Annotated in this window: 17 protein-coding genes; 6 read left to right on the top strand and 11 right to left on the bottom strand. The window is 48.3% G+C overall.

Features of this window, described 5'->3' with window-relative positions:
* Nucleotides 1–172 precede the first annotated feature (172 nt).
* Nucleotides 173–721: a gamma carbonic anhydrase family protein gene (locus Q5L94_RS10985; RefSeq protein WP_153849301.1), complete on the top strand. Its 549-nt coding sequence runs from the start codon at nt 173–175 to the stop codon at nt 719–721.
* A 12-nt stretch (nt 722–733) separates the two neighbouring features.
* On the opposite strand, the gene Q5L94_RS10980 is transcribed toward Q5L94_RS10985, so the two are convergent.
* Genes Q5L94_RS10980 through Q5L94_RS10970 form a run of 3 tightly spaced genes read right to left on the bottom strand, consistent with a single transcriptional unit; the run spans nt 734 to nt 5,839 of the window.
* A complete protein-coding gene (locus tag Q5L94_RS10980) occupies nt 734–3,853 on the bottom strand; it encodes an error-prone DNA polymerase (protein ID WP_317498447.1) in 3,120 nt (1,039 codons plus the stop codon).
* On the bottom strand, nt 3,837–5,240 hold the full coding sequence (locus Q5L94_RS10975; RefSeq protein ID WP_317498446.1) for a DNA polymerase Y family protein: 1,404 nt from the start codon (nt 5,238–5,240) through the stop codon (nt 3,837–3,839). Before Q5L94_RS10975 ends, Q5L94_RS10980 begins: the two co-directional genes overlap by 17 nt.
* Nucleotides 5,240–5,839: a SulA-like SOS-response cell division inhibitor gene (locus Q5L94_RS10970; RefSeq protein ID WP_317498445.1), complete on the bottom strand. Its 600-nt coding sequence runs from the start codon at nt 5,837–5,839 to the stop codon at nt 5,240–5,242. The genes Q5L94_RS10975 and Q5L94_RS10970 overlap by 1 nt, the downstream gene beginning before the upstream one ends.
* A gap of 118 nt (nt 5,840–5,957) precedes the next feature.
* On the opposite strand from Q5L94_RS10970, the gene Q5L94_RS10965 reads away from it, so the two are divergent.
* A complete protein-coding gene (locus tag Q5L94_RS10965) occupies nt 5,958–6,869 on the top strand; it encodes an acyltransferase (RefSeq protein WP_317498444.1) in 912 nt (303 codons plus the stop codon).
* A 12-nt stretch (nt 6,870–6,881) separates the two neighbouring features.
* The gene (locus Q5L94_RS10960; RefSeq protein ID WP_317498443.1) at nt 6,882–8,120 is read left to right on the top strand and encodes a mechanosensitive ion channel family protein; all 1,239 of its coding nucleotides are present in this window, start codon (nt 6,882–6,884) and stop codon (nt 8,118–8,120) included.
* A gap of 1 nt (nt 8,121) precedes the next feature.
* Here the strand turns inward: Q5L94_RS10960 and Q5L94_RS10955 are convergent, their stop codons facing one another.
* The 6 genes from Q5L94_RS10955 to Q5L94_RS10930 form a co-directional block, all read right to left on the bottom strand.
* Nucleotides 8,122–8,736 (bottom strand): thiol:disulfide interchange protein DsbA/DsbL, encoded by a 615-nt coding sequence (locus Q5L94_RS10955; protein ID WP_317498442.1) that lies wholly within the window; start codon nt 8,734–8,736, stop codon nt 8,122–8,124.
* Nucleotides 8,737–8,774: 38 nt separating this feature from the next.
* Complete coding sequence (locus Q5L94_RS10950) at nt 8,775–9,779, bottom strand: serine/threonine protein kinase (RefSeq protein ID WP_317498441.1); 1,005 nt, start codon at nt 9,777–9,779, stop codon at nt 8,775–8,777.
* The gene (ccoG, locus tag Q5L94_RS10945; RefSeq protein ID WP_317498440.1) at nt 9,772–11,202 is read right to left on the bottom strand and encodes a cytochrome c oxidase accessory protein CcoG; all 1,431 of its coding nucleotides are present in this window, start codon (nt 11,200–11,202) and stop codon (nt 9,772–9,774) included. Before ccoG ends, Q5L94_RS10950 begins: the two co-directional genes overlap by 8 nt.
* Nucleotides 11,203–11,268: 66 nt before the next feature.
* Nucleotides 11,269–12,501 (bottom strand): Zn-dependent hydrolase, encoded by a 1,233-nt coding sequence (locus Q5L94_RS10940; RefSeq protein ID WP_317498439.1) that lies wholly within the window; start codon nt 12,499–12,501, stop codon nt 11,269–11,271.
* Between the two features lie 128 nt (nt 12,502–12,629).
* A complete protein-coding gene (locus Q5L94_RS10935) occupies nt 12,630–13,157 on the bottom strand; it encodes a carboxymuconolactone decarboxylase family protein (RefSeq protein ID WP_317498438.1) in 528 nt (175 codons plus the stop codon).
* An 85-nt stretch (nt 13,158–13,242) separates the two neighbouring features.
* Entirely contained in the window at nt 13,243–13,788 is a 546-nt protein-coding gene (locus Q5L94_RS10930; RefSeq protein WP_317498437.1) for a peroxiredoxin, read from the bottom strand.
* Nucleotides 13,789–13,937: 149 nt separating this feature from the next.
* On the opposite strand from Q5L94_RS10930, the gene Q5L94_RS10925 reads away from it, so the two are divergent.
* A complete protein-coding gene (locus Q5L94_RS10925; protein WP_317498436.1) occupies nt 13,938–14,852 on the top strand; it encodes a hydrogen peroxide-inducible genes activator in 915 nt (304 codons plus the stop codon).
* Between the two features lies 1 nt (nt 14,853).
* Here the strand turns inward: Q5L94_RS10925 and Q5L94_RS10920 are convergent, their stop codons facing one another.
* Nucleotides 14,854–16,365, bottom strand: a complete 1,512-nt coding sequence (locus Q5L94_RS10920; RefSeq protein ID WP_317498435.1) for an FMN-binding glutamate synthase family protein — start codon at nt 16,363–16,365, stop codon at nt 14,854–14,856.
* Between the two features lie 131 nt (nt 16,366–16,496).
* On the opposite strand from Q5L94_RS10920, the gene Q5L94_RS10915 reads away from it, so the two are divergent.
* Together Q5L94_RS10915 and Q5L94_RS10910 are read left to right on the top strand one after the other, a co-directional pair.
* On the top strand, nt 16,497–17,630 hold the full coding sequence (locus tag Q5L94_RS10915; protein ID WP_317498434.1) for a PQQ-dependent sugar dehydrogenase: 1,134 nt from the start codon (nt 16,497–16,499) through the stop codon (nt 17,628–17,630).
* A 2-nt stretch (nt 17,631–17,632) separates the two neighbouring features.
* Nucleotides 17,633–19,666 (top strand): TonB-dependent receptor family protein, encoded by a 2,034-nt coding sequence (locus tag Q5L94_RS10910; protein WP_317498433.1) that lies wholly within the window; start codon nt 17,633–17,635, stop codon nt 19,664–19,666.
* Between the two features lie 7 nt (nt 19,667–19,673).
* On the opposite strand, the gene Q5L94_RS10905 is transcribed toward Q5L94_RS10910, so the two are convergent.
* A complete protein-coding gene (locus Q5L94_RS10905; RefSeq protein WP_317498432.1) occupies nt 19,674–20,360 on the bottom strand; it encodes a type 1 glutamine amidotransferase domain-containing protein in 687 nt (228 codons plus the stop codon).
* Nucleotides 20,361–20,406: the final 46 nt, after the last annotated feature.

The following is a 20,406-nucleotide window of genomic DNA, read 5'->3' as shown; positions in this document are numbered from 1 at the left end:
GAGATTTAACTCGTCCCGTCAAGCGCTTTTATCACCTTTCTAACTGTTTTTTTACTGACTGCGTAAAGTTTCAGCAACACGCTGCTTTTCTCGCCAAACTTAGGCCAGACATGACCTATTTACCTCTATCTGCTATAAAGGTTGTAACAGCTTTTAACTCAGGAGCACACTTATGGCAGATATCCGTAGTTACTGTGAATATGAACCAGTTATCGGTGAACGCGTTTACCTGGACCCCAGCTCGGTCATTGTCGGTAATATTACAATAGGCGATGACAGCAGCGTATGGCCTATGGTCGCAGCAAGAGGCGATGTTAACCGTATTACTATTGGTAAGCGTAGCAACATTCAGGATGGAACCGTTCTTCATGTTACGCGTAAATCCAAAGCCAACCCTGATGGGCATCCCTTAGTTATTGGGGACGAAGTTACCGTAGGCCACCATTGTATGTTGCATGGTTGCAAACTGGGTAACCGCATATTAGTAGGCATGTCAGCCGTTATAATGGATGATGTCGTCATAGAAGATGATGTCATTATTGGAGCCGGTAGTCTGGTTCCTCCGGGCAAACGCTTAGAAAGTGGCTACTTATATGTCGGCAGCCCAGTTGAAAAGAAAAGACGCCTTAATAGCGGTGAGGCGAACTTTTTAAGCCAATCGGCACAAAACTACGTCGATTTAAAAGACGACTACCTTTTACAGGTGAGTCCAGTTTCTTAAGTTAATGGAAGCTTAGTGGAAACGACGGCTTTCCAGTCGAGAGAAACTTAACAGGCCGGATAAGTCCTTTAACCGGCCTGCAATAACATGCACCACACCGTCGTGAATTTCGACAATGCCTTTTACCCAAAGTAGATTGCTGGTCAGGAAGCATTGTCGAAATTGGCGGGCAGTATTCGCCCAGACCACCACATTGCTGTTTCCGCTTTCATCTTCCAAAGTTAAAAAAGTGACGCCGCTACGGGTGCCGGGCCTTTGCCGGCAGGTGACTAAGCCGGCCAGAGTCAGTACTTGCCCTGAGCGACAGGTTATGAGGTCGCGAGCCATTACGCAGTTTTTTAATTCGGAGTTATTTCTCAGTAAAGCTAATGGGTGGCGGCCTAAGGTCAACCCGGTCGATTCATAATCTGCTTTTATGTTGTCCGGCTCATCAGGCGCTGGCAGTTGGCGGGCAGGGCGATCCTTAACATGCTCAAACAACGGCATTTGCTGATCACTTATAGACAAGCTTTGCCAATGTGCCTGATGCCGATGCCCAGCAACACTCTTTAACGCATCGGCGCGGGCGAGGGCGTTGATATCGGAGTCCCGCAATCCACTTTGTCGCAACTCATGCATGCTAGTGAAACCGTCCTCCGGCCTTTGCGCCAACGTATGCTTTATTCTGCTTTCAGATAAGCCCTGAATTTGCCGTAAGCCCATTCGTACAGTCTCATTGGACTTCGTATCTTCTTTAAGTAACCAATAATAGTCCCAGTCGCTGTCGTTAATATCCGCGGCTAAAAACTTTACGTCGTGGCGTTGTGCGTCCTGTACCAACTGCGATGCCGAGTAAAACCCCATAGGTAAACTATTCAGCAAGCCCACATAAAAAGCAGCCGGGTGGTAGGTCTTAAACCAGGAAGACGCATAAGCCAGATTGGCAAAGCTGGCAGAATGCGACTCAGGAAAACCATATTGTCCAAAACCACAAATTTGCCGGAACAACCGTTCGGCAAACTCCTGTTTATAACCCCGCTCCAGCATGCCGTTAATAAGCTTGTCTTCAAAACGGGTTAAATGCCCGTTTTGCCCCCACGACGCCATAGCCCGACGAAGCTGGTCCGCCTCGCCACCGCTAAAGCCAGCCGCGACCATAGCCAGCTTAATAACCTGCTCCTGAAAAATAGGTACGCCCAGTGTTCTTTTTAATACCAACTTTACTTCGTCACTAGGGTAATCAACTTCTTCCAGACCTGCACGACGACGTAAAAAGGGATGTACCATGTCGCCTTGTATGGGGCCGGGCCGGACTATCGCAATCTGAATAACCAGATCATAGAAAGTTTTGGGTTTTAATCGCGGCAACATATTCATTTGCGCACGCGACTCTATTTGAAAAATCCCCATAGAGTCAGCGGCTTGTAGCTGTTGATAAACCCGACTATCCTCCTGCGGAATGGTTGCCATGGTCAGTTGCTGGCCATAGCGCGAATTGATAAGCGCCAGCATTTTTCGTAAGGCCGTCAGCATACCCAGCGCCAGCACGTCCACTTTTAATAAGCCCAGGCTTTCGAGATCCGTCTTGTCCCACTGAATAACCGTTCGGTCCGTCATTGAGGCATTTTCTACCGGAACCAGCCGTGACAAGTCATCGGCAGCAATAACAAAACCACCGACATGCTGCGACAAATGCCGGGGAGTACCCATCAATTGCTCAGTGAACCGTAAAAGGTGCTGACCCCTTAACGAATTTGTGATTTCGGGGTGCTGCTGTGCTAGCTGTTGCTGCCAACTTTGCTCTTTGTCGCGCCGGTCTAAATTGCGGCGGAAATACTGCATTTGCTGTTCACTAAAACCCAGAGCTTTGCCAACATCGCGAAAAGCACTTTTAAAACGGTAGGTGATCACCGTTGCAGCCAACGCTGCGCGCTGCCGACCGTATTTGCGGTAAATGTACTGAATGACTTCTTCTCGGCGCTCGTGCTCAAAATCCACATCAATATCCGGTGGCTCGTTCCGTTCCTTAGAAATAAAACGTTCAAACAACACCTGAATCTGCGCCGGATTAACCGCGGTAATGCCCAGACAATAACAAACCACCGAATTTGCTGCTGAACCACGTCCTTGAAATAAGATCCCTTGCTCACGGGCAAAACAAACTAAGTCATGAATGGTTAAAAAGAAAGGCTCGTAGCTTTGCTCTTTTATCAGGCTAAGTTCTTTTAAGTAAAGTGCTTTTACCGACTCGGGCACACCTTGCGGATAACGCCAGCGAGCACCTTGCTCAGTTAACTGCTTTAAGTAGCCGGAGGCACTCATGCCTTCAGGAACCAGTTCAGCCGGATATTCGTAACGAAGTTCAGATAGACAAAACTGACACCGCTGAGCAATAGCCAGTGTTTCGCCTAGCCACTTTTGTGGGTAGCACTGTTGCAACTCACTCAGGCTTCGTAGATGATGCTCCGCGTTGTTACTGGCTAAGCCGGGGTGATGCGCTAAAGAGCCACCATGTTGGATCGCGTTCAGAATATCATACAGCGGCTGTTGTTCAGTGGTTGCCATGCGAACGCCACCAGCGCAGGCGACTTTCACTTTTACGGCCTGTTGTAGCTCAACCATAGCCTGAAAAGCTCTTTCGTCGTCAGCCTGATAGTGCCGCTCGTATAGCAACCAAAACCGCTGCTGCCATACCAACTTCAACTTTTCACCAATAGCCAGAAGCTGAGTCTGAGAAAAGTCCGGCTGCCACAATAAAAGACACTGAGAGAATCCTTCGAAAAAATCATCGATGTTGGCCTGATAATGGCCTTTTTCACTGCGACTACGAAACAGTGTGATTTTTTTACAAAGCTCCGCGTAAGCCTCTCTGGTTGGCGCCAACACAACCAGTGTACCCACTTCAGCCACCCTGAATTCACTACCTACAATGAGTTTTATACCCCGAGCTTTTGACTCCTGATAGGCTTTTACAATACCTGCCACAGAGCATTCGTCAGTTATTGCTATGGCGTTATAGCCTAACTCATCTGCGCGCATCACTAGCTCTTCCGGCGAAGCGGCCGAACGCAAAAAGCTGTAGTGGCTTAAGCTGTGTAGCTCAGCAAAGGACGCTGTACTGGAACCTTTAGGCATATCAGCTGAACCAGCCATGTAAATACCACTGTCCGGACTCAAAATAGAGCCAGCCCACACGCTGAAATTTGTCCCGGGCAATCCAGTAATCGCGGGCTATGTCGCCGGCGTCCCACCAGCCACAGACTTTGCGTTCCGGCCCGTGCCATAGCTGCCATAAATCGATTGAAGTTAGCTGTGGAGGCTGTAACAGCCAAAGAGGCCGCTTAGGCGCCGCAGATAACACTTGGGACTTTTCCCCTGCGGGGCGTCGAAATTCGTTATGACCTGGACGTGGGTCATCATTAATAGCCGGCGAGAACACGGCATTGTTGCCGAGCTTCGCCTGTAACCGGCCAATGAGCTGCAGTGTTTCATGCCGGTGTTGCTCCCCTCCAAAAAAGTGACTGTTGTGCTGTTCAGACGGCAATAGTTCATTGGCCACCAGCGTAATTTCTATAACCGCTTCCGGTAAAGGTATGGACTCCATTTTCAACTGCAGTAACGACAAAAAGCTCTGCCCCCGCCAGCCGGGTTCAGCTAAAGCGACGGGAACAACAGAAGGAGACTCATATCGGTGATGCAGTTCAATACTGACCTGCTGGGTTATCTTTTGTCGCTGGTAGAGAAAGTCTTCCAGCTCACCAAACAAGCGCTTTAACGGAAACAGCAAGCCTTGCCAGTGAGGAATTTCTGTGACCAGATCCAGGCTTTGTCGGAACCTTTCCGGTGGCGTGAAAAAATGATAACTTTGCTGCTGGCGACCCTGAAGCTGCTCCAGATATAACTGTGTTTCCAGGCCCAACTGCCGGCCGACTTCATCTCCCGATAACTGTATGAGCTCTCCCAACTGACGAAAACCGGCGGCTTTACAATGCTTCTGTATTTTTGTTCCTAAACCGGCAGCACTAATCGGTAGCTGAGCCAGCAGTTGTGCGGACTCTTGGGGGTTTAACGAAACCGGGCAATCATATTCCGCTAATAACCGAGCTGCTAAGGGGTTATCCGCGACTGCCAACTGAGCCTTAATTGGCAGCGCATGAACCTCGCGGGATAGAGTATTAAATGCCGCACTCATCCCGCCATACAGCTGCACCAGACTACTCAACTCAATTACCAGACCTTTGGGTGGATACAGAACTAACTTAGCTGCCCACTGGTAAAGTCGGGTGGCTAATTGCTGCAATACCTGCTGTTCCCGCTCCGGAATATATTCAACGAGTTGCAGTTGCTCACAAAGCGATATTGCCATAACCGTCTGGATAGAGGGTTTTACCCCAGCCTCCCGAGCCAGGGTGTTGCACTGCACTATAACCGACTGGTTACCCTGTAACTGGTAAAGTGCCAACGGCTGGGTGTTGCTGTCAGGCTGTAAGCGCCCCCGGTTATCCAGTAGCAATTGGGAAAAATGACAATATAACCACATTAGTTCAGAACAACGCTTTCCAGTGGCCAGCCAACTTTGCGTTTTAGTATGTCGAGCGTAACTCCCGCTTCATCAAGCTTTAACCGTACGCGGTTCGAATAAGCCCGCGCTTCTTCATTTAAAGCAGGTTCGCTCAATACCACGCCCATTTGCCCGGTTTGGGCCGCTTTATACCAACGCCGAACAGATTTAGCTGTCGTTTCTTTTTGTGCAAACCAACCTAACGCCAGCGCATTTTTTGTCTGCAATATCTGCTCAAACGCCCAGGCGGCTTTCTCTGCATTGGTCTGAATAACCACCTGCATAGACTCATTAAGCCCATAATGGTGTAAGCCAGCAGCCGATAACCAGGCCGGAGGGTTTACCCAGAACACCGACTGCTTTTGTTGCACCGCATGCTGTATTAATGGCAACAATAGTGCCTGCTCGGAAAACGAGGTTTGCAACTGCCACTCATGCAACCCCGGGTATTGCCAGCCACCGCCCAGCGCAGTATCTAGCGACGAAAAACCAGAGCTTAAGGTAGCTGCCTGACTGTCGGTAACCTGACCATGCCAAACAAGCCCTTGCTGAATAAGAGTCTGAAGCTTTGTCTGCATAAAACCTCCGAATACTGTACATATATACAGTACCATTAATTTTTACTCGTTACCAACAGACATCATTACTGGCTTCAGTTATTATTTATCTCATTGTTTCTAATTAGGATAGGGCAGCATGCTGACATCAATACTCATTCCCTTCAGAGTCATTATTAACTTTTCATGGGGATTAATCACCACCGCTATTATTGGTGTTTCGATTATTAGTATTGGTATTTTTAAAGTGTTACTGCCTTTTAAAAGACCTCAGCGCATCTGTTCTTTTTTGGGAAACGCTTTATTCCGAATCTGGGCATACTGCATGTCGCTGATGTTTCAGCTGACTCAACGCATGGAATGGCACATTAAAGGTGACCTCGATATCCACGAAAAAGGCTGGTACATGGTTATGGCTAACCATCGTAGCTGGGTCGATGTGCTGGTGCTAATGCATTTGACTCGTCGCCACATGCCTATGCCGCGCTTCTTTTTAAAGTCACAACTTATGTGGATCCCCATTATTGGCTGGGGTTGCTGGGTACTGGATATGCCTTTTATGAAACGCTACTCAAAAGAGTTGCTGGAGAAAAAGCCGCACTTAAAAGGCAAAGACATTGCAACGACGACACGTTCTTGCGCCAAATTCCGCCACATTCCTACAACTGTGGTGAATTTCTGTGAAGGCACGCGCTTTACCCCAGAAAAGCACGCGAAAAAACAGAGCCCTTTTCGCAACCTGCTGCCACCTAAGGCAGGCGGTACGGCTTTCTCTTTGCAAATTATGGGTGGTCAGTTTGAGGCCATTTTGGATATTACCATTGTCTATCCGGGAACCGATAAACGCCCGGTAGTCTGGCATTTACTAAGCGGAAAATTAAAAAACGTCTATGTTGATATAAAGACACGGCCTATTACAGATGATTTAATCGGCGACTATGCCAGTGATGAAGCTTTTAGGGCTTATTTCCAGCAATGGCTCAATCAACGCTGGCAGGAAAAAGACGAAACCATTGACGAAATGCGTAAGGAAATTCACAGCACCCGATAAGGGAGTTTTATAATGAACTTTGAGTTCGTAAAAGAATGGCTAGAAAAGCTCGGCATTGAAGGGAAATTACCAGAGCTTGATCTGATTGTTAGTTCATTATTGGTTTTAATTGGCTGTTACCTTGCCTATGTTGTCGCGCGCTGGGTTATCAATCATGCCATCGACCGAGTGTTAAGCAAAGCACCGGAGCGGTGGTATAACTCTTTGGTCAACAGTGGTTTCTTCAAGCGCTGTGCCAACCTGGCTCCTATTATCGTCATTCACAATTTCATCCCGATTCTTTTTATTGATGACTTTGAGAGTTGGCAGTCGCCGCTGCGCACCGTTGTTGGTGTTTACCTCACCTGGGTTATTACCAGTATTCTCACGGCTTTAGCGAACGTCGTTTCCATTGCCTACGACTACTCTTATAAAGCTAGAGAAGTGCCCATTACCGGTGTAATACAGGTGGCAAAGTTAATTCTGGTATTAATGGCCATTATCATTACCGTCGCCATTATTATGAACAAATCCCCCATGTATTTACTCAGCGGCTTTGGGGCAATGACAGCCATTCTCATGGTGGTTTTCAGAGACACCTTAATGGGATTTGTTGCCGGGGTACAACTGGCAACCAACCGTATGGTCGCCATTGGTGACTGGATAGAGCTGTCCGACCATGGCGTTGATGGCACCGTGCAGGAAGTAGGGCTCATTTCCGTAAAAGTTCAGAACTGGGATAAAACCATTGTTTTCTTACCCACCTATATATTGATTCACGAATCATTTAAAAACTGGCAAGGCATGGTTAATACCGGTGGACGCCGCATGCGTCGGTCATTAATGATTGACCTGGACAGTTCCCGGATTTTATCCGATGAGGAACTGAAAGAAATTGCCGAAAAGCACTTTGATCAATCGACTGAGGATTGGCTGAGAGAAAACGAACTGCAAAAGCCCGTTAGTAATTTAACGGTATTTCGTGTCTTTGCTAATAACTATCTGAAAAATCACAAGCAGGTGAGGGAAGATCTCCTGCACATGGCACGTCTGATGCAGCCAACCGCCGCCGGCATACCATTAGAGATTTATGCGTTCGCTAAAGAAACCGAATGGACAAAATATGAGGCGATACAAAGCTCTATTCTGGAGTACTTATACAGTGTTATGGCGGACTTTGAACTGAAAAATTACCAGTATATGAACAATAATCAGGCCTTCTCCGAGCAAAGCGGAAAAGGCACACATTCTCAAAGTAATTCAGGGCACTGAGTTATTTTTCCAGCAGATAACCAGCTAAGTCAGAAAAGTCTTCCTGGAAATTGTCGCTGTCACGGAAACCCTGTGGCAGCATTTTGTATTTACCATTAACAATAAAACTTGGTGTTGCGTTAACTCCTAATTTACTTGCCCGACGATCCATTTTGGAAGCCGCAGCGCGAACAGTGAAGCTCGCCATGGCTTTATCGAACTCATCGCCGGATACATCGTTTACAATAAACACATTACGAATGTCTTCTTTACTCGTCAGCATGCTGTTTTTGTTGAAGTTGTAATCAAAAATAGCCGCAGCAATTTCTTCTTCTTTATTCAGTTTTTGCGCAGCCACAAAAGCCTGAGTCATGGTTTCACCCATGTTACGAGGCCCCAGAAACGACACATGCGCCTTTTTAAAGGCATCCGGGTATTCTGACTTCATTTCTTTTGCAATAGGTTCAAAGCGGTAGCAATGGACACAGTAAAACGAAAAGAACTCGGTAATTTCCGGTTTACTGGTCGCTTCATCGGCTATCACTTCGTAGTGAACACCCTCTTCAAAATTCTGAGCCTGAGCAAAACCCGCTGCGACTATTAATGCTCCGGCAAAACCCATTAACCACTTTTTCATTATCATTTCCTGTTATCTGTTAAAACTATCTATTCAAATTAGCCATTAAAGCCAAGGTTCAGCGGCGCTTCATCCAGCCCCGCCAATTGTTCTTTCAGTGCCAGAATCTGCTGCTCCCAATATCGGCTTTCTGCAAACCAGGGAAACGCTCGCTGAAAGGCACTGTCTTGCCACCGGCGTGATAACCATGCCATATATTGAATGATTCTGAAACTGCGCAAAGGTTCAATTAATATCAATTGCGCCGTATCAAATTCGCAGAAATCTTCGTAGCCGGTCAGCAGGGCATCCATCTGTAAGGTTTGCTCCTGATGCGACCCGTTCAGCATCATCCATAAGTCCTGAATCGCAGGCCCAGAGCGACAATCATCAAAATCGACAAAAGTCAGTTGCTCTTCATACTGCAGAATATTACCAATATGGCAGTCACCGTGCAGGCGCTGATACTCGAAGTCCTGCAAAGGTGTAGAACGTAAGCGCTCACTTAAGGGATCAAGAATGGCAAAAAAGGCGTCTTTTAATTCAGCGGGTAATAAAGCGGACTGGTGTAGCTCGGCCACGGACTGTTCCACAAAACCTTCATAGTCAATGGTTTCCCGGACTTTAAACTTGCCCGCCTGAGCTACCGCGTGCATACGGCCTATTTGACGTCCCAGCCGCTCCAGTTCGTCCAGATCATTCGGCTCAAAGGCTCTGCCGCCAATGCTCGTATACACACAAAAGCGGTAGCCTTCAAACTCGTGCAGACGCTTACCCTGAAGCTCCAGAGCCGAAACTGCCGGAACTTCGGCTTGCGCCAGTTCCTCAACAAACTCAAGTTCTTCGTTAATTTGTTCTGTGCGCCAGCGCTGCGGGCGATAGAATTTTGCCACGTAACGTTTGCGATCATCGTCAGCAAACTGATAAACCCGGTTTTCGTAGCTGTTAAGTGCCAGCAAGCCCGAGGCGGGATACAAACCGACACTTTCTAAGGCATTAACAACCAGATCCGGCGTCAGTCCCTGAAAAGCAAAGTCCGACGCGTTCTCTGTAGAATCATTCATATAAAAAGCGGCTCTGATGCGTATTAGTTATATCCGCATTATCAACCGCTGTGACCACGAAGTAAAACTCTGTGACCTGACCTTCTAACAATGATGGTGGAACTGCTACCGTTACCGGCAAGGTTCCAACTTCCCCCGCAGAAACCTGTTTTGTGGAATCGCCAATTAACTCGAACTCGTCAAAGCCTTTAACCTCCACGCGGTAAGTCATGTCCTGTTGTGACTTATTGACCAGCTTTAAGGTAAAGACGTTTTCAATTTGTCCTTCAATGTTTTCTCTGAACAGCTGGTTACGATCACGTAATACATCGACCTCAAGAGGCACACGAGTTGCGACGTCCCATACCAGCACGCTACTCACCACCAGAACCATAATAAAGTAGCCGATACTCTTCATCCGCCACGGATTGGTTTTCTCTTTTTTGTTTTTAGCCGCTAAGTTACGTTCGGTAGTAAAGCGGATAAGTCCTTTTGGATAATTCATTTTATCCATAACGTCATTACAGGCATCAATACAGGCACCACAGTCAATGCACTCATATTGCAGACCGTTTCGGATATCGATACCGGTTGGGCATACCTGCACGCACATATAGCAGTCAATGCAGTGACCTAAGCCTTTTTCAGCAGGGTCGGCCTTGCGCGAACGAGGACCGCGAGGCTCGCCTCGTTCAGCATCATAAGACACGGTGTAAGTGTCTTTATCGAACATAGCTGACTGGAAACGCGCGTAAGGACACATGTGCGTACACATAATTTCCCGCATATAACCGGCGTTGCCATAGGTACAGAATGCAAAAAAGAGAACACTAAAGGTTGCCCAGAAACCGGCGTCCAGGGTGAAGAAGTTCAGGAACAGTTCGCGTATGTCGGTAAAGTAACCCACAAAGGTCATCGCGGTTAATAAAGACACCAGTATCCAACCACTTTGTTTACCCGCTTTACGCCAGAACTTGTCAAAGTCCATTTTGCGTTCGTCCAGCTTAATACGCTTGTTACGCGGGCCTTCGAACTTTTTCTCAAACCACATAAAAATAAAGGTCCAGGTGGTTTGTGGACACATAAACCCGCACCAGACCCGACCAAAAACCGTCGTCACAAAAAATAACGCAACGGCTGCCACAATCGCAAACCAGGCAACTACAGTGAAGTCCTGCGGCCATAAGGTTAAACCGTAAATTCGGAAGCGCTGCTCCATAATATCAAGCAGAACCGCTTGTTCGCCCTGGTAAGTCAACCAGGGAATGAGAGCAAAGACGGCCAGCAGCAAAAAACCAAAACCGCGTCTAAAATACTCCATGGCACCTTTAGTATCGCGCACATAAATGCGGCTGCGAGGGGAGTAGTTATCGTTGTGTTTCTGTCCGTCTGGACGCTGAATTTTGACTTTATCGGCGGACTGAACCGTTATTTTTTGTTCCATGAGCAATACCACATAGTGTCACGGCGAGGTGCGCACAGTATAACGGATCTTAACTGTTTGCGCAGCTCACTGGGCTGAATTAATAATGCAATCTAAAAGTATGTTACAACCAGCTTCCACGTCATGCCAGTGCGACCACTCATCGGGCGCGTGACTGACCCCATTTACAGACGGGATAAATATTAGCCCGGATTCCGTAATCTCTGTAAAAAATTGAGCATCGTGTCCTGCACCACTGGGCATTTTCAGACACGAGTAATTTCGAGCTTTGGCTTTCTCTTCTATTTGTTTCGTCAGCTTTTCTGAACAGGCCTGAGGGTTCAGCCAGCTCACTTGTTCGTATTCAAACTTCAACCGATGCTTACGCGCTATTGCTGACAATGCCTTGTTGCAGGAGTCTGCCAGCTCTTTCATTACATCAAGGTTCATGTCTCGGCCAACAATAGTAAACACCGCTTCACCCGGCACGGTATGCGGGCTACCAGGTTTCAAGTCCACCTTGCCCACGGTAATGCGCGTTTTATCGGTGCCATCTTCGGCAATAATGCGCTCAATTTCGTGAGCAAAATCTGCCAGTCCCATAAAGGCGTCACTGCGCATATTCATTGGTGCTGTACCGGCATGGTCGGCTTTGCCTTTTAAGTGAACTATCCATTTGAACACCCCGGAAATACCTTCCACGGCACCAATGGTTATCTCTTTCTGGAACAGCACCGGCCCTTGTTCAATGTGCAGTTCATAAAAAGCTTTCAATCGCTCCGGAGGCCATGCAGCGTCCAGCGCATCCATAACGTCCATGCCATGGGTAGCCATCGCGTCCTTTAAATACACATTATCGGCATCGTGAGCTGACATAAGCCAGTCCGGATTCAGCACACCCGCAATAGCCTGAGACCCCATCATGCCACCGAATCGACCTTCTTCTTCGGCTGTACCAACCACCCATACAGGATGCGCTAATTTCACGTCATTTTCTTTGATCGAGCGCAAAACTTCGAAGCCTGCTAAAACCCCGAGTGCGCCATCGAATATCCCTCCGGCGGGAACAGTATCGAGATGTGAACCGGTAAGAATAGCTGGTTTTTTGCAGTAGTCACCAATACCAAAAAACACATTACCGGCACCATCCATGAAGGTTTCAAAACCTTCGGCTTTAGCTTGCTCCAGCATCCAGCGGCGGGCTTCCATATCAGCATCGGTAAAACCCCAGCGGTACATACCATGATCAGTTTCGTTATAACCAATTTTGGATAGCTCCAGCACGGATTTTTTTAAGCGGTCAGCATTAATGCTCAGCATAGTCACCTCCTTTACATTTATTATTAAGCGTAGGACATAAACTAAGGAGCGCCAAAAGCGCAAAAAAAAGCCCGCACCAAAAGGTACGGGCAAAGGTTGCACGGGGCAAAGGGGAGCCCCTAGAGGGTTTACGACAGTTTGCGTGCAGTTAAGGCTGCATTAAGTACCGCCGCCAACTTAATTGACGATTGTATTGCTTGTGCCGAAACCTCGTGCTTCAGCAAGGTTTGCACATGCGAGTCAATGCACATACCACAACCATTCAGTGCCGATACCGCCAGTGAGAACAACTCAAAGTCGGCTTTATCCACACCCGGGTTAGCCATTGCGTTCATGCGGAGTCCCGCAGGAAGCTTAGAAAACTGTTTATCGCTTGATAAATGCAGGAAGCGATAATAAACGTTGTTCATTGCCATTAATGACGCTGCCGTTTTTGCGGCGGTCTTAACGTTTTCTTCAATTTTGCCTTCGGCTTCTTCTTCTACTGCCTGAGTCAGCTCGTCGTTCGACAAGGTGTAAACCAGCGAAAGTGCTGTGCCATAGAACTGGTCATTTGTTAGACCTGACTGCTCAACGTTTGAGAACAAGCTCGACAGGTTAAGTTTGGTGTCTTTGCTGTGATCACCCAGTAACTGTTTGTAGTCTGCAATTGCCATGCTTAACTCCTGAAATACTGTAAAAGTGCCTAGTGGGCGCCGATAGCGTTGCCATCAGCGCTTACTTTTGAGAAATAGACACCGATTAAAGCGTGTCGCCGCCCAGTGCACGGTTACAAGGGCACAGTTCATCAGTCTGTAAACCGTCTAAAATACGGACGATTTCTGCCGGGTTACGGCCCACGTTCAGGTTGTTTACTGATACATGCTGAATAACGTTGTGCGGGTCAACAATGAACGTAGCACGCAAAGCAACGTTTTCAGCTTTGTCACGAGCACCTAATCCGTCAACCAAAGAACCGTCGTCAGCAAAAGAGTACTGGTTCAGACGGTCAAGGTCAGGGTGCTCACGGCGCCATGCCAATTTCACAAATTCGTTATCGGTGCTGCCGCCCATAACAACGGCGTCACGGTCAGCAAAGTCTTCGTTCAATTTTGCGAACTCAACAATTTCAGTTGGGCAAACAAAAGTGAAATCTTTTGGGTAGAAGAAAATGATTTTCCACTTACCTTCAAAGCTGTTGTTGTCGATAGTTTCAAAAGCGCTTTCGCCGTTCTCTTCCGGCATGTTGAACTTAGGTTTTGCCGCAATAACGCTGAATTCTGGTAGTTTATCGCCTACTGTTAACATAAATTGTCTCCTTGATTGGTATTTAAAATGTATTCGTTCCTTAACGAGTCGAGAGCTAGTGTACGGACGGAGACAGATTGGATAAAACGAATAAAACGGATTATGATAATCGGAAATACCAATTAAACAGATAACGCGACGGATAACCTATGAGTAAATTGCCCAGCCTGAAAAACCTGAGTTACTTACTGGCACTGCACCAGGAACAAAACTTTAATCGTGCGGCAGCGGAGTGCAATGTCAGCCAGTCGACACTGAGCAGTGGTATCCAAAACCTGGAAGAGCAACTCGACTGCCAACTTATTGAGCGCGACCATAAATCCTTCCTCTTTACTGCCTTAGGCGAAGAAATTGTAGAAAAAGCACGGGACATCATCAGTTCCTCAGAAGAGTTACTTCATTACGCTCAGGGGCAGGGCAATATTATGGAAGGGCCGTTAAGACTCGGTATTATTCCGACCATAGCCCCGTTTGTGATTGGTGAGCTCAGTAAAAATTTACAGAGCAAGTTCCCTAAACTGCTGCTGCAACTTTCTGAAGATACCACACAAAACTTGCTGCACCGCCTGCGTAACGGCGAGCTGGATATTCTTTTGCTGGCGCTGCCTATGGATATTCAGGGGAATCAGAAGTGGATACTGGGTCGTGATCCGTTCAAATTAGTGGTCCATAAAGAGCTGGCAGAAACCGTCGGTGAGCCAGTTGATTACGATAAATTACCTGACCGCAGTATCTTCTTGCTGGAAAAAGAACACTGCATGACCGGTCATGCAGTCGCAGCCTGCCAACTAACCGACTCTATTAAGATGAACCCTTTTACGGCAACCAGCCTGCACAGCTTGGTACAAATGGCTGACGCCCGCTTAGGTGCTACCTTTATTCCACAAATGGCGATTGATCAGGGGATTTTGGATAATACCGACCTTGTTTCATTAAAGCCCAGCGGACAGGAAGCTTCCCGCGATATTGGCCTGGTATACCGCCCGACCACCAGCCGCCGACAAACTTTCCGTAAAGTTGCGGAAGAAATTGCCAGGCTTTTGCCGGTCAACACCCTGAATTAAATTAACGACGCCTGGCCGGCGGCAACGGATAACGGTCGGCCAGACTAATGCTTTCCCCGTCGGGTTTAATGACCCGGGCATGACGACGGTTCAACCGACGCGGGTCAGTCACACCGCAGGAATGCGCAATAATATTGACGCCATACTCCATGTATTTATGGTAGTTAGCGACACGTGCCGATTTATCTTCTGGATCAAGCCCTCTCATTAACTTAGGATCGTCAGTAGTTACCCCGGTCGGGCAAGTGTTTTTATTACACTGCATAGCCTGAATGCAACCCAACGAGAACATAAAGCCTCGCGCCGAGGTGACAAAATCGGCTCCCATCGCAATAGCCCAGGCAACATCAGCGGGTGTTATCATTTTACCGGAGACAACCACACGAACGCGGCCATCCAACCCTGCTTCGGTGAGCTTATCAATAAGCACAGGCAAGCTCTCAGTCACTTTCAGGCCAACGTAGTCCATTAGCGGTTGCGGTGCCGCTCCGGTTCCGCCATCAGCGCTGTCCAATGTAATAAAATCAGGGGCGGACTCTTCGCCGCGGGTCAAAATGCAGTCTATGAGTTCGTCTATCCACGAAGGGTCACCCATAACAAATTTAAAACCGGTGGGTTTGCCGGTAATTTTGCGTACTTTTTCAATGAAGTCGAGCAGCTCTTCATTGTTACTGATTTCCGGGTGCCGGTTCGGGCTAATAGCGTCTTCGCCCTCCACAAGACCACGTATTTGTGCAATTTCCTTATTCACTTTTACGCCCGGTAAAATACCGCCTTTACCTGGTTTAGCGCCCTGACTCAGCTTTATTTCAAACATTTTCACATTATCGTGGCGACCCAGCTCAGCAAGACGATCTTTATCCAGCCGCCCTTCTTTATCCCGTACCCCAAACTTCGCGGTTCCCATTTGGAAGACAATATCGCAATGCCCCATCAAATGGTAAGGCGATAAACCGCCCTCACCGGTATTGAGCCAGCAGCCAGCTTTCGCCGCGCCCTGCGACAATGACTTAACCGCAACCGGTGACAACGCGCCATAACTCATTCCGGACACATGAAAGTAGGAAACTGGTGAGTAGGGCTTCTGGCAATACGGACCAATAATAACCGGCTCAGGCGATGTCGCCTGCTCAGCCATAGGTGGGTAAGGAGCGTTACTGAAAATAATGGTACCCGTGCGGCTTAAATCGCGGGTGGAACCAAACGCGACGTTACGGTCCGCATTTTTTGCGGCACGATAGACCCAGCTTCGTTGCGCCCGGTTAAAGGGCATTTCTTCGCGATCCATAGCAAAGAAATACTGCCGCATGAATTCTCCCATGCGCTCGAATAAATACCGAAAGCGCCCCACAACCGGATAATTATGGCGAATGGTGTGCTTGTTCTGGGTTTTATCGACGACATACATAACGCCGATAGAAATCACCAGGGTAATAATAGCCAAAACAAAAATGGCGGCTGACCATTGTGCTAAAACAAGTAAGGAGTCGGTGCTAAAAACGTTGCCGCTCATGGGTACCTAATGCATTTTTAATAACTGATATGAGTATTAACGGTCAAAGCGACAAACAGGTCAAGCACTGTGTCATCAAAATTCTGAGGAATGACGTATACTCTAATTAATTAAATGACAAGGAGAGACCTATGTTCAATCCAAAGTTTGTTTTAACGGCAATGTTGGCAGCTTCAGTAAGCGTCACAGCCACAGCCGAAGATGTCGAAACCGAACGCCATAAAGTGAGCGTTAGTACATTGGCTGACGGCTTTACTAACCCCTGGGGTATGACCTTTCTTCCTGACAAAAGCATCTTAGTTACCGAGCGCTCCGGCGACATCTATTGGGTATCTGCCGACGGCAGTTACCGTGAAAAAATCAGTGGCGCCCCGAAAGTCGTTGCTAAGAGTCAGGGCGGCATGCTGGATATAACCGTTGACCCCAACTTTGAAGAAAACAACTGGGTTTACATTAGCTATTCTGAAGCAGCCCAGGACGACGGTAAAGGTAACAGTACTGCGGTGATGCGTGCCAAGCTTAATGATAAAAAGCTTACTAATAAAGATGTCATCTTCCGCCAGGCACCAAAATATGAGAGTAATGCTCACTTTGGTTCTCGGTTAGTCTTTTCCCCTGAAGGGCACTTATACATTACTTTAGGTGATCGCTATTCACGCATGGACGATGCACAAACACTGGATAACCATCACGGTAAAGTAGTACGCATCTGGCCTGATGGCAGCATCCCGGAAGACAACCCTTTTGTGAACGATGACAACGCTCTGGATGAAATCTGGTCGTACGGTCACCGTAATGTGCAGGGTGCCGATATTCATCCTGAAACGGGCAAACTGTGGACTGTTGAACACGGTCCTCAGGGCGGTGACGAGGTAAACATTCCTGAAGCCGGAAAAAACTACGGTTGGCCGGAAATTACTTATGGTGTTGATTACGGCGGTGGCATTATCAGCGAAGATGCGGTTAAAGAAGGTATGGAGCAACCCTTCTATTACTGGGTGCCCTCTATTGCCACGGCCGGCGCCACATTCTACACCGGCGATGCGTTTCCCGAGTGGAAAGGCGATTTCTTTGTCGCAGCTTTGAAAAGTTCACTGGTTGCTCGCCTGGACTTGTATGAAGGTCGCATGATGCATGAAGAGCGTTTATTTGAAGACGCTGTTGAAGCTCGCATTCGCGACATTAACCAGGGCCCTGACGGTTACCTCTATTTATTAACTGACCAGTCTGATGGCGCCATTATTCAAATAAAACCGGCGGATTAATTATGTTGTATTCAGCTGTATTAAAAAAACTCACTTACACGGGGCTGCCTTTATTGGCGGCCTCTTTCGTTGTTCATTCCGCAGACGTCGATGAGACCGTTGTTGTGACAGCGACACAAAGCGAAACCCCCTGGCTAACCACAGCGGCCAGTATCGACCGCGTGAGCGTGGAAAATACCTTACCTTCTATGAAAATTGATGCAGGCGATGCCTTAGCCGGGGTGGCTGGTATTCAGGCCGACAACCGTTATAACTACGCACAAGATACACGGCTTGTGGTTCGGGGCTTTGGCTCGCGTGCGGCCTTTGGGGTGCGGGGTTTGCAGTTAAACGTCGACGGCATTCCATTATCTATGCCCGACGGCCAGGCACAAACTTCGAGCATTTTTCTCGACAGCATTGACTCGCTGGAAGTATTACGCGGCCCATTAGCAACGCTTTACGGGAACTCAGGTGGCGGTGTGGTTGAATGGTTCAGCCGCAAACCAACAGAAACCGCGCTGGAATGGGGTGGAAAGTTCAGCGAGAATGACACTCAGCGGTACAATGTTAATGCCCAGTGGGCAACCAGCACCAACCAGTTGCAAATTTTAGCCTCAGATTTTCAGACCGACGGCCCGCGCAAGCACAACTCTGCCGAGCGCCAGCAACAGGCGGTGCGCTGGTATCATCAGTGGGATGACCAGAACCGTTTTGTTATTCGTTACGACAATAACGATGCGCCATTATTGCAGGATCCCAGCGCACTAACCCCAGAAGACTGGCGTGAAGACCCAACCCAGACGGTACAGCGGGCGGTTGATTTCAACACGCGTAAAGATATTCACCACCGGCAGGGGTCTTTTAGCTGGTTTCACGAACGTGGCAATGGTGAAGGGTTACTTTCGCTGTGGCAGGGTGACCGCGACATAGAGCAGTTTCTGCCGTTCGCCGGTGACGACACAACAAGCTCGGGAGCAGTAATTGACGTTTCGCGTCAGTTTGAAGGTGCGCATGCGCGCTGGCGTCAACGCGGAGTTAACTGGTCGGCAACCGTGGGAGCGCAATTAGAACGCCAGCAAGATCACCGCTTTGGTTATGTGAATGACAATGGTGAAAAAGGTGACTTGCGCCGCAATGAGTTTAACTGGATTGAAAATGCCTCGGCGTATCTGCGTTTTCAGTGGCAGTTGTCAGAAGAGCTTTCAGCAACAGGCGGCGTTCGTTACAGCGATATTAATTATGAGGTAGAAGACTACTTTACCGAGCTAGATAACTCCGATGACAGCGGCAGCCGCGACTTTAGCGAGACCACGGCAGCAGTTTCAGTTACCTGGCAGTTTCTGCCTACCTCAGCGACTTATCTGAGCATCGGGCAGGGGTTTGAAACGCCGACACTGACCGAGCTGGCATACCGGAATCAGGGCTCGGGTCTGAACCGCGAACTGGGTCCATCGACCAATGATCAGTGGGAATGGGGTGTTAAACACCAACTCGATAACGACTGGCGTCTGCATTTCGCTTTCTTTGGTATTGAAAGCGAAGACGAAATTCTCGTAGATCAGTCAAACGACGGTCGCACAACCTACCGCAACGCGTCGGAAACCTCACGTGAAGGTGCTGAACTCAGTATTAACGGCGCATTAACGCAACAGTTAGATTTACTGCTTTCATACAGTTACATCGATGCAACCTTTGATAACGGTCCGTTGCAGGGAAGTCAGTTGCCCGGCGTAGCAAAGAGTCAGGGGTATTTACGTCTTAACTGGCAACCCACAGAGCAGTGGCTAGTTCAGTTAGCCGGACAGTACCGCAACGAGACACCGGTGAATGATGCAAACGATACCTTTGCGCCGTCTTACACGACCTGGGATATCGCCGTAAGCCGCGATTGGCAATGGGCTAAGAGCGAGCTGGATGTATGGGCACGGGTTGATAACATTACCGACAAAGACTACGTAGGAGCGGTTGTGGTTAATCAGGGCAGTGGACGTTCCTTTGAGCCTGCAGTAGGCCGACAGGCCAGCGTCGGCATTAGCTGGCGCCGACGCTTTTAAGCTGTCTTTACAGACCTTTCCTTAACACATCGAGCAGGCGCTGTGCGGTCTGCTCCGATGAAGCAGGGTTCTGACCGGTAATCAACATACCGTCCTGTACTGCATATGCCTGCCAATCGTCCACCTTACGATAATGGCCGCCTTTGGCGGTTAACTCGTCTTCCAGCAAGAACGGGACCACGTCGGTAAGCTCAACCGCAGCTTCTTCACTGTTACTAAAGCCAGTAACTGTACGACCCTGGACGATAGGATCACCACATGGTGTTTTAGCATTTAGTAACACCGCGGGCGCGTGGCAAACAGCAGAAACAGGCTTGTCTCGGCTCCAAAAGTGCTCAATGAGCTTAATGGAGTGCTCGTCGTTGGTTAAATCCCATAAAGGTCCGTGACCACCCGGATAGAAAATTGCATCGAAACCTTCCGGGTCAACTTCGTCCAGTTTGCAGGTTGTTTCTAGTTTTTGCTGCGCCGTTTTGTCTTTGTCAAAGCGCTCAGTTGCTTCGGTCTGTGCATCCGGCGTTGTGCTGTTTGGATCAATCGGTGGCTTGCCACCCTTAGGCGATGCCAGAGTCACTTCCACACCTGAATCAGTAAGAACATAGTACGGTGCCGCAAACTCTTCTACCCAGAAACCCGTTTTATGGTCTGTGTCACCGAGTTTATCGTGTGAGGTTAATACCATTAATACTTTCACTTAGTACTCCCGTTAGATGATTCAAAACTTAGTATAGACTACGTGA

Origin of the sequence: Idiomarina sp. Sol25, from assembly GCF_033052775.1 — a bacterium.
In the GTDB taxonomy this organism is placed as follows: Bacteria; Pseudomonadota; Gammaproteobacteria; order Enterobacterales; family Alteromonadaceae; genus Idiomarina.
This window is presented reverse-complemented; position numbering and strand designations above follow the sequence as displayed.

Excerpts from the sequence above, each read along its gene's own strand:
- Q5L94_RS10985 (WP_153849301.1), top strand. The coding sequence starts at position 173 with ATGGCAGATATCCGTAGTTACTGTGAATATGAACCAGTTATCGGTGAA.
- Q5L94_RS10980 (WP_317498447.1), bottom strand. The coding sequence starts at position 3,853 with ATGGCTGGTTCAGCTGATATGCCTAAAGGTTCCAGTACAGCGTCCTTT.
- Q5L94_RS10975 (WP_317498446.1), bottom strand. The coding sequence starts at position 5,240 with ATGTGGTTATATTGTCATTTTTCCCAATTGCTACTGGATAACCGGGGG.
- Q5L94_RS10970 (WP_317498445.1), bottom strand. The coding sequence starts at position 5,839 with ATGCAGACAAAGCTTCAGACTCTTATTCAGCAAGGGCTTGTTTGGCAT.
- Q5L94_RS10965 (WP_317498444.1), top strand. The coding sequence starts at position 5,958 with ATGCTGACATCAATACTCATTCCCTTCAGAGTCATTATTAACTTTTCA.
- Q5L94_RS10960 (WP_317498443.1), top strand. The coding sequence starts at position 6,882 with ATGAACTTTGAGTTCGTAAAAGAATGGCTAGAAAAGCTCGGCATTGAA.
- Q5L94_RS10955 (WP_317498442.1), bottom strand. The coding sequence starts at position 8,736 with ATGAAAAAGTGGTTAATGGGTTTTGCCGGAGCATTAATAGTCGCAGCG.
- Q5L94_RS10950 (WP_317498441.1), bottom strand. The coding sequence starts at position 9,779 with ATGAATGATTCTACAGAGAACGCGTCGGACTTTGCTTTTCAGGGACTG.
- ccoG (WP_317498440.1), bottom strand. The coding sequence starts at position 11,202 with ATGGAACAAAAAATAACGGTTCAGTCCGCCGATAAAGTCAAAATTCAG.
- Q5L94_RS10940 (WP_317498439.1), bottom strand. The coding sequence starts at position 12,501 with ATGCTGAGCATTAATGCTGACCGCTTAAAAAAATCCGTGCTGGAGCTA.
- Q5L94_RS10935 (WP_317498438.1), bottom strand. The coding sequence starts at position 13,157 with ATGGCAATTGCAGACTACAAACAGTTACTGGGTGATCACAGCAAAGAC.
- Q5L94_RS10930 (WP_317498437.1), bottom strand. The coding sequence starts at position 13,788 with ATGTTAACAGTAGGCGATAAACTACCAGAATTCAGCGTTATTGCGGCA.
- Q5L94_RS10925 (WP_317498436.1), top strand. The coding sequence starts at position 13,938 with ATGAGTAAATTGCCCAGCCTGAAAAACCTGAGTTACTTACTGGCACTG.
- Q5L94_RS10920 (WP_317498435.1), bottom strand. The coding sequence starts at position 16,365 with ATGAGCGGCAACGTTTTTAGCACCGACTCCTTACTTGTTTTAGCACAA.
- Q5L94_RS10915 (WP_317498434.1), top strand. The coding sequence starts at position 16,497 with ATGTTCAATCCAAAGTTTGTTTTAACGGCAATGTTGGCAGCTTCAGTA.
- Q5L94_RS10910 (WP_317498433.1), top strand. The coding sequence starts at position 17,633 with ATGTTGTATTCAGCTGTATTAAAAAAACTCACTTACACGGGGCTGCCT.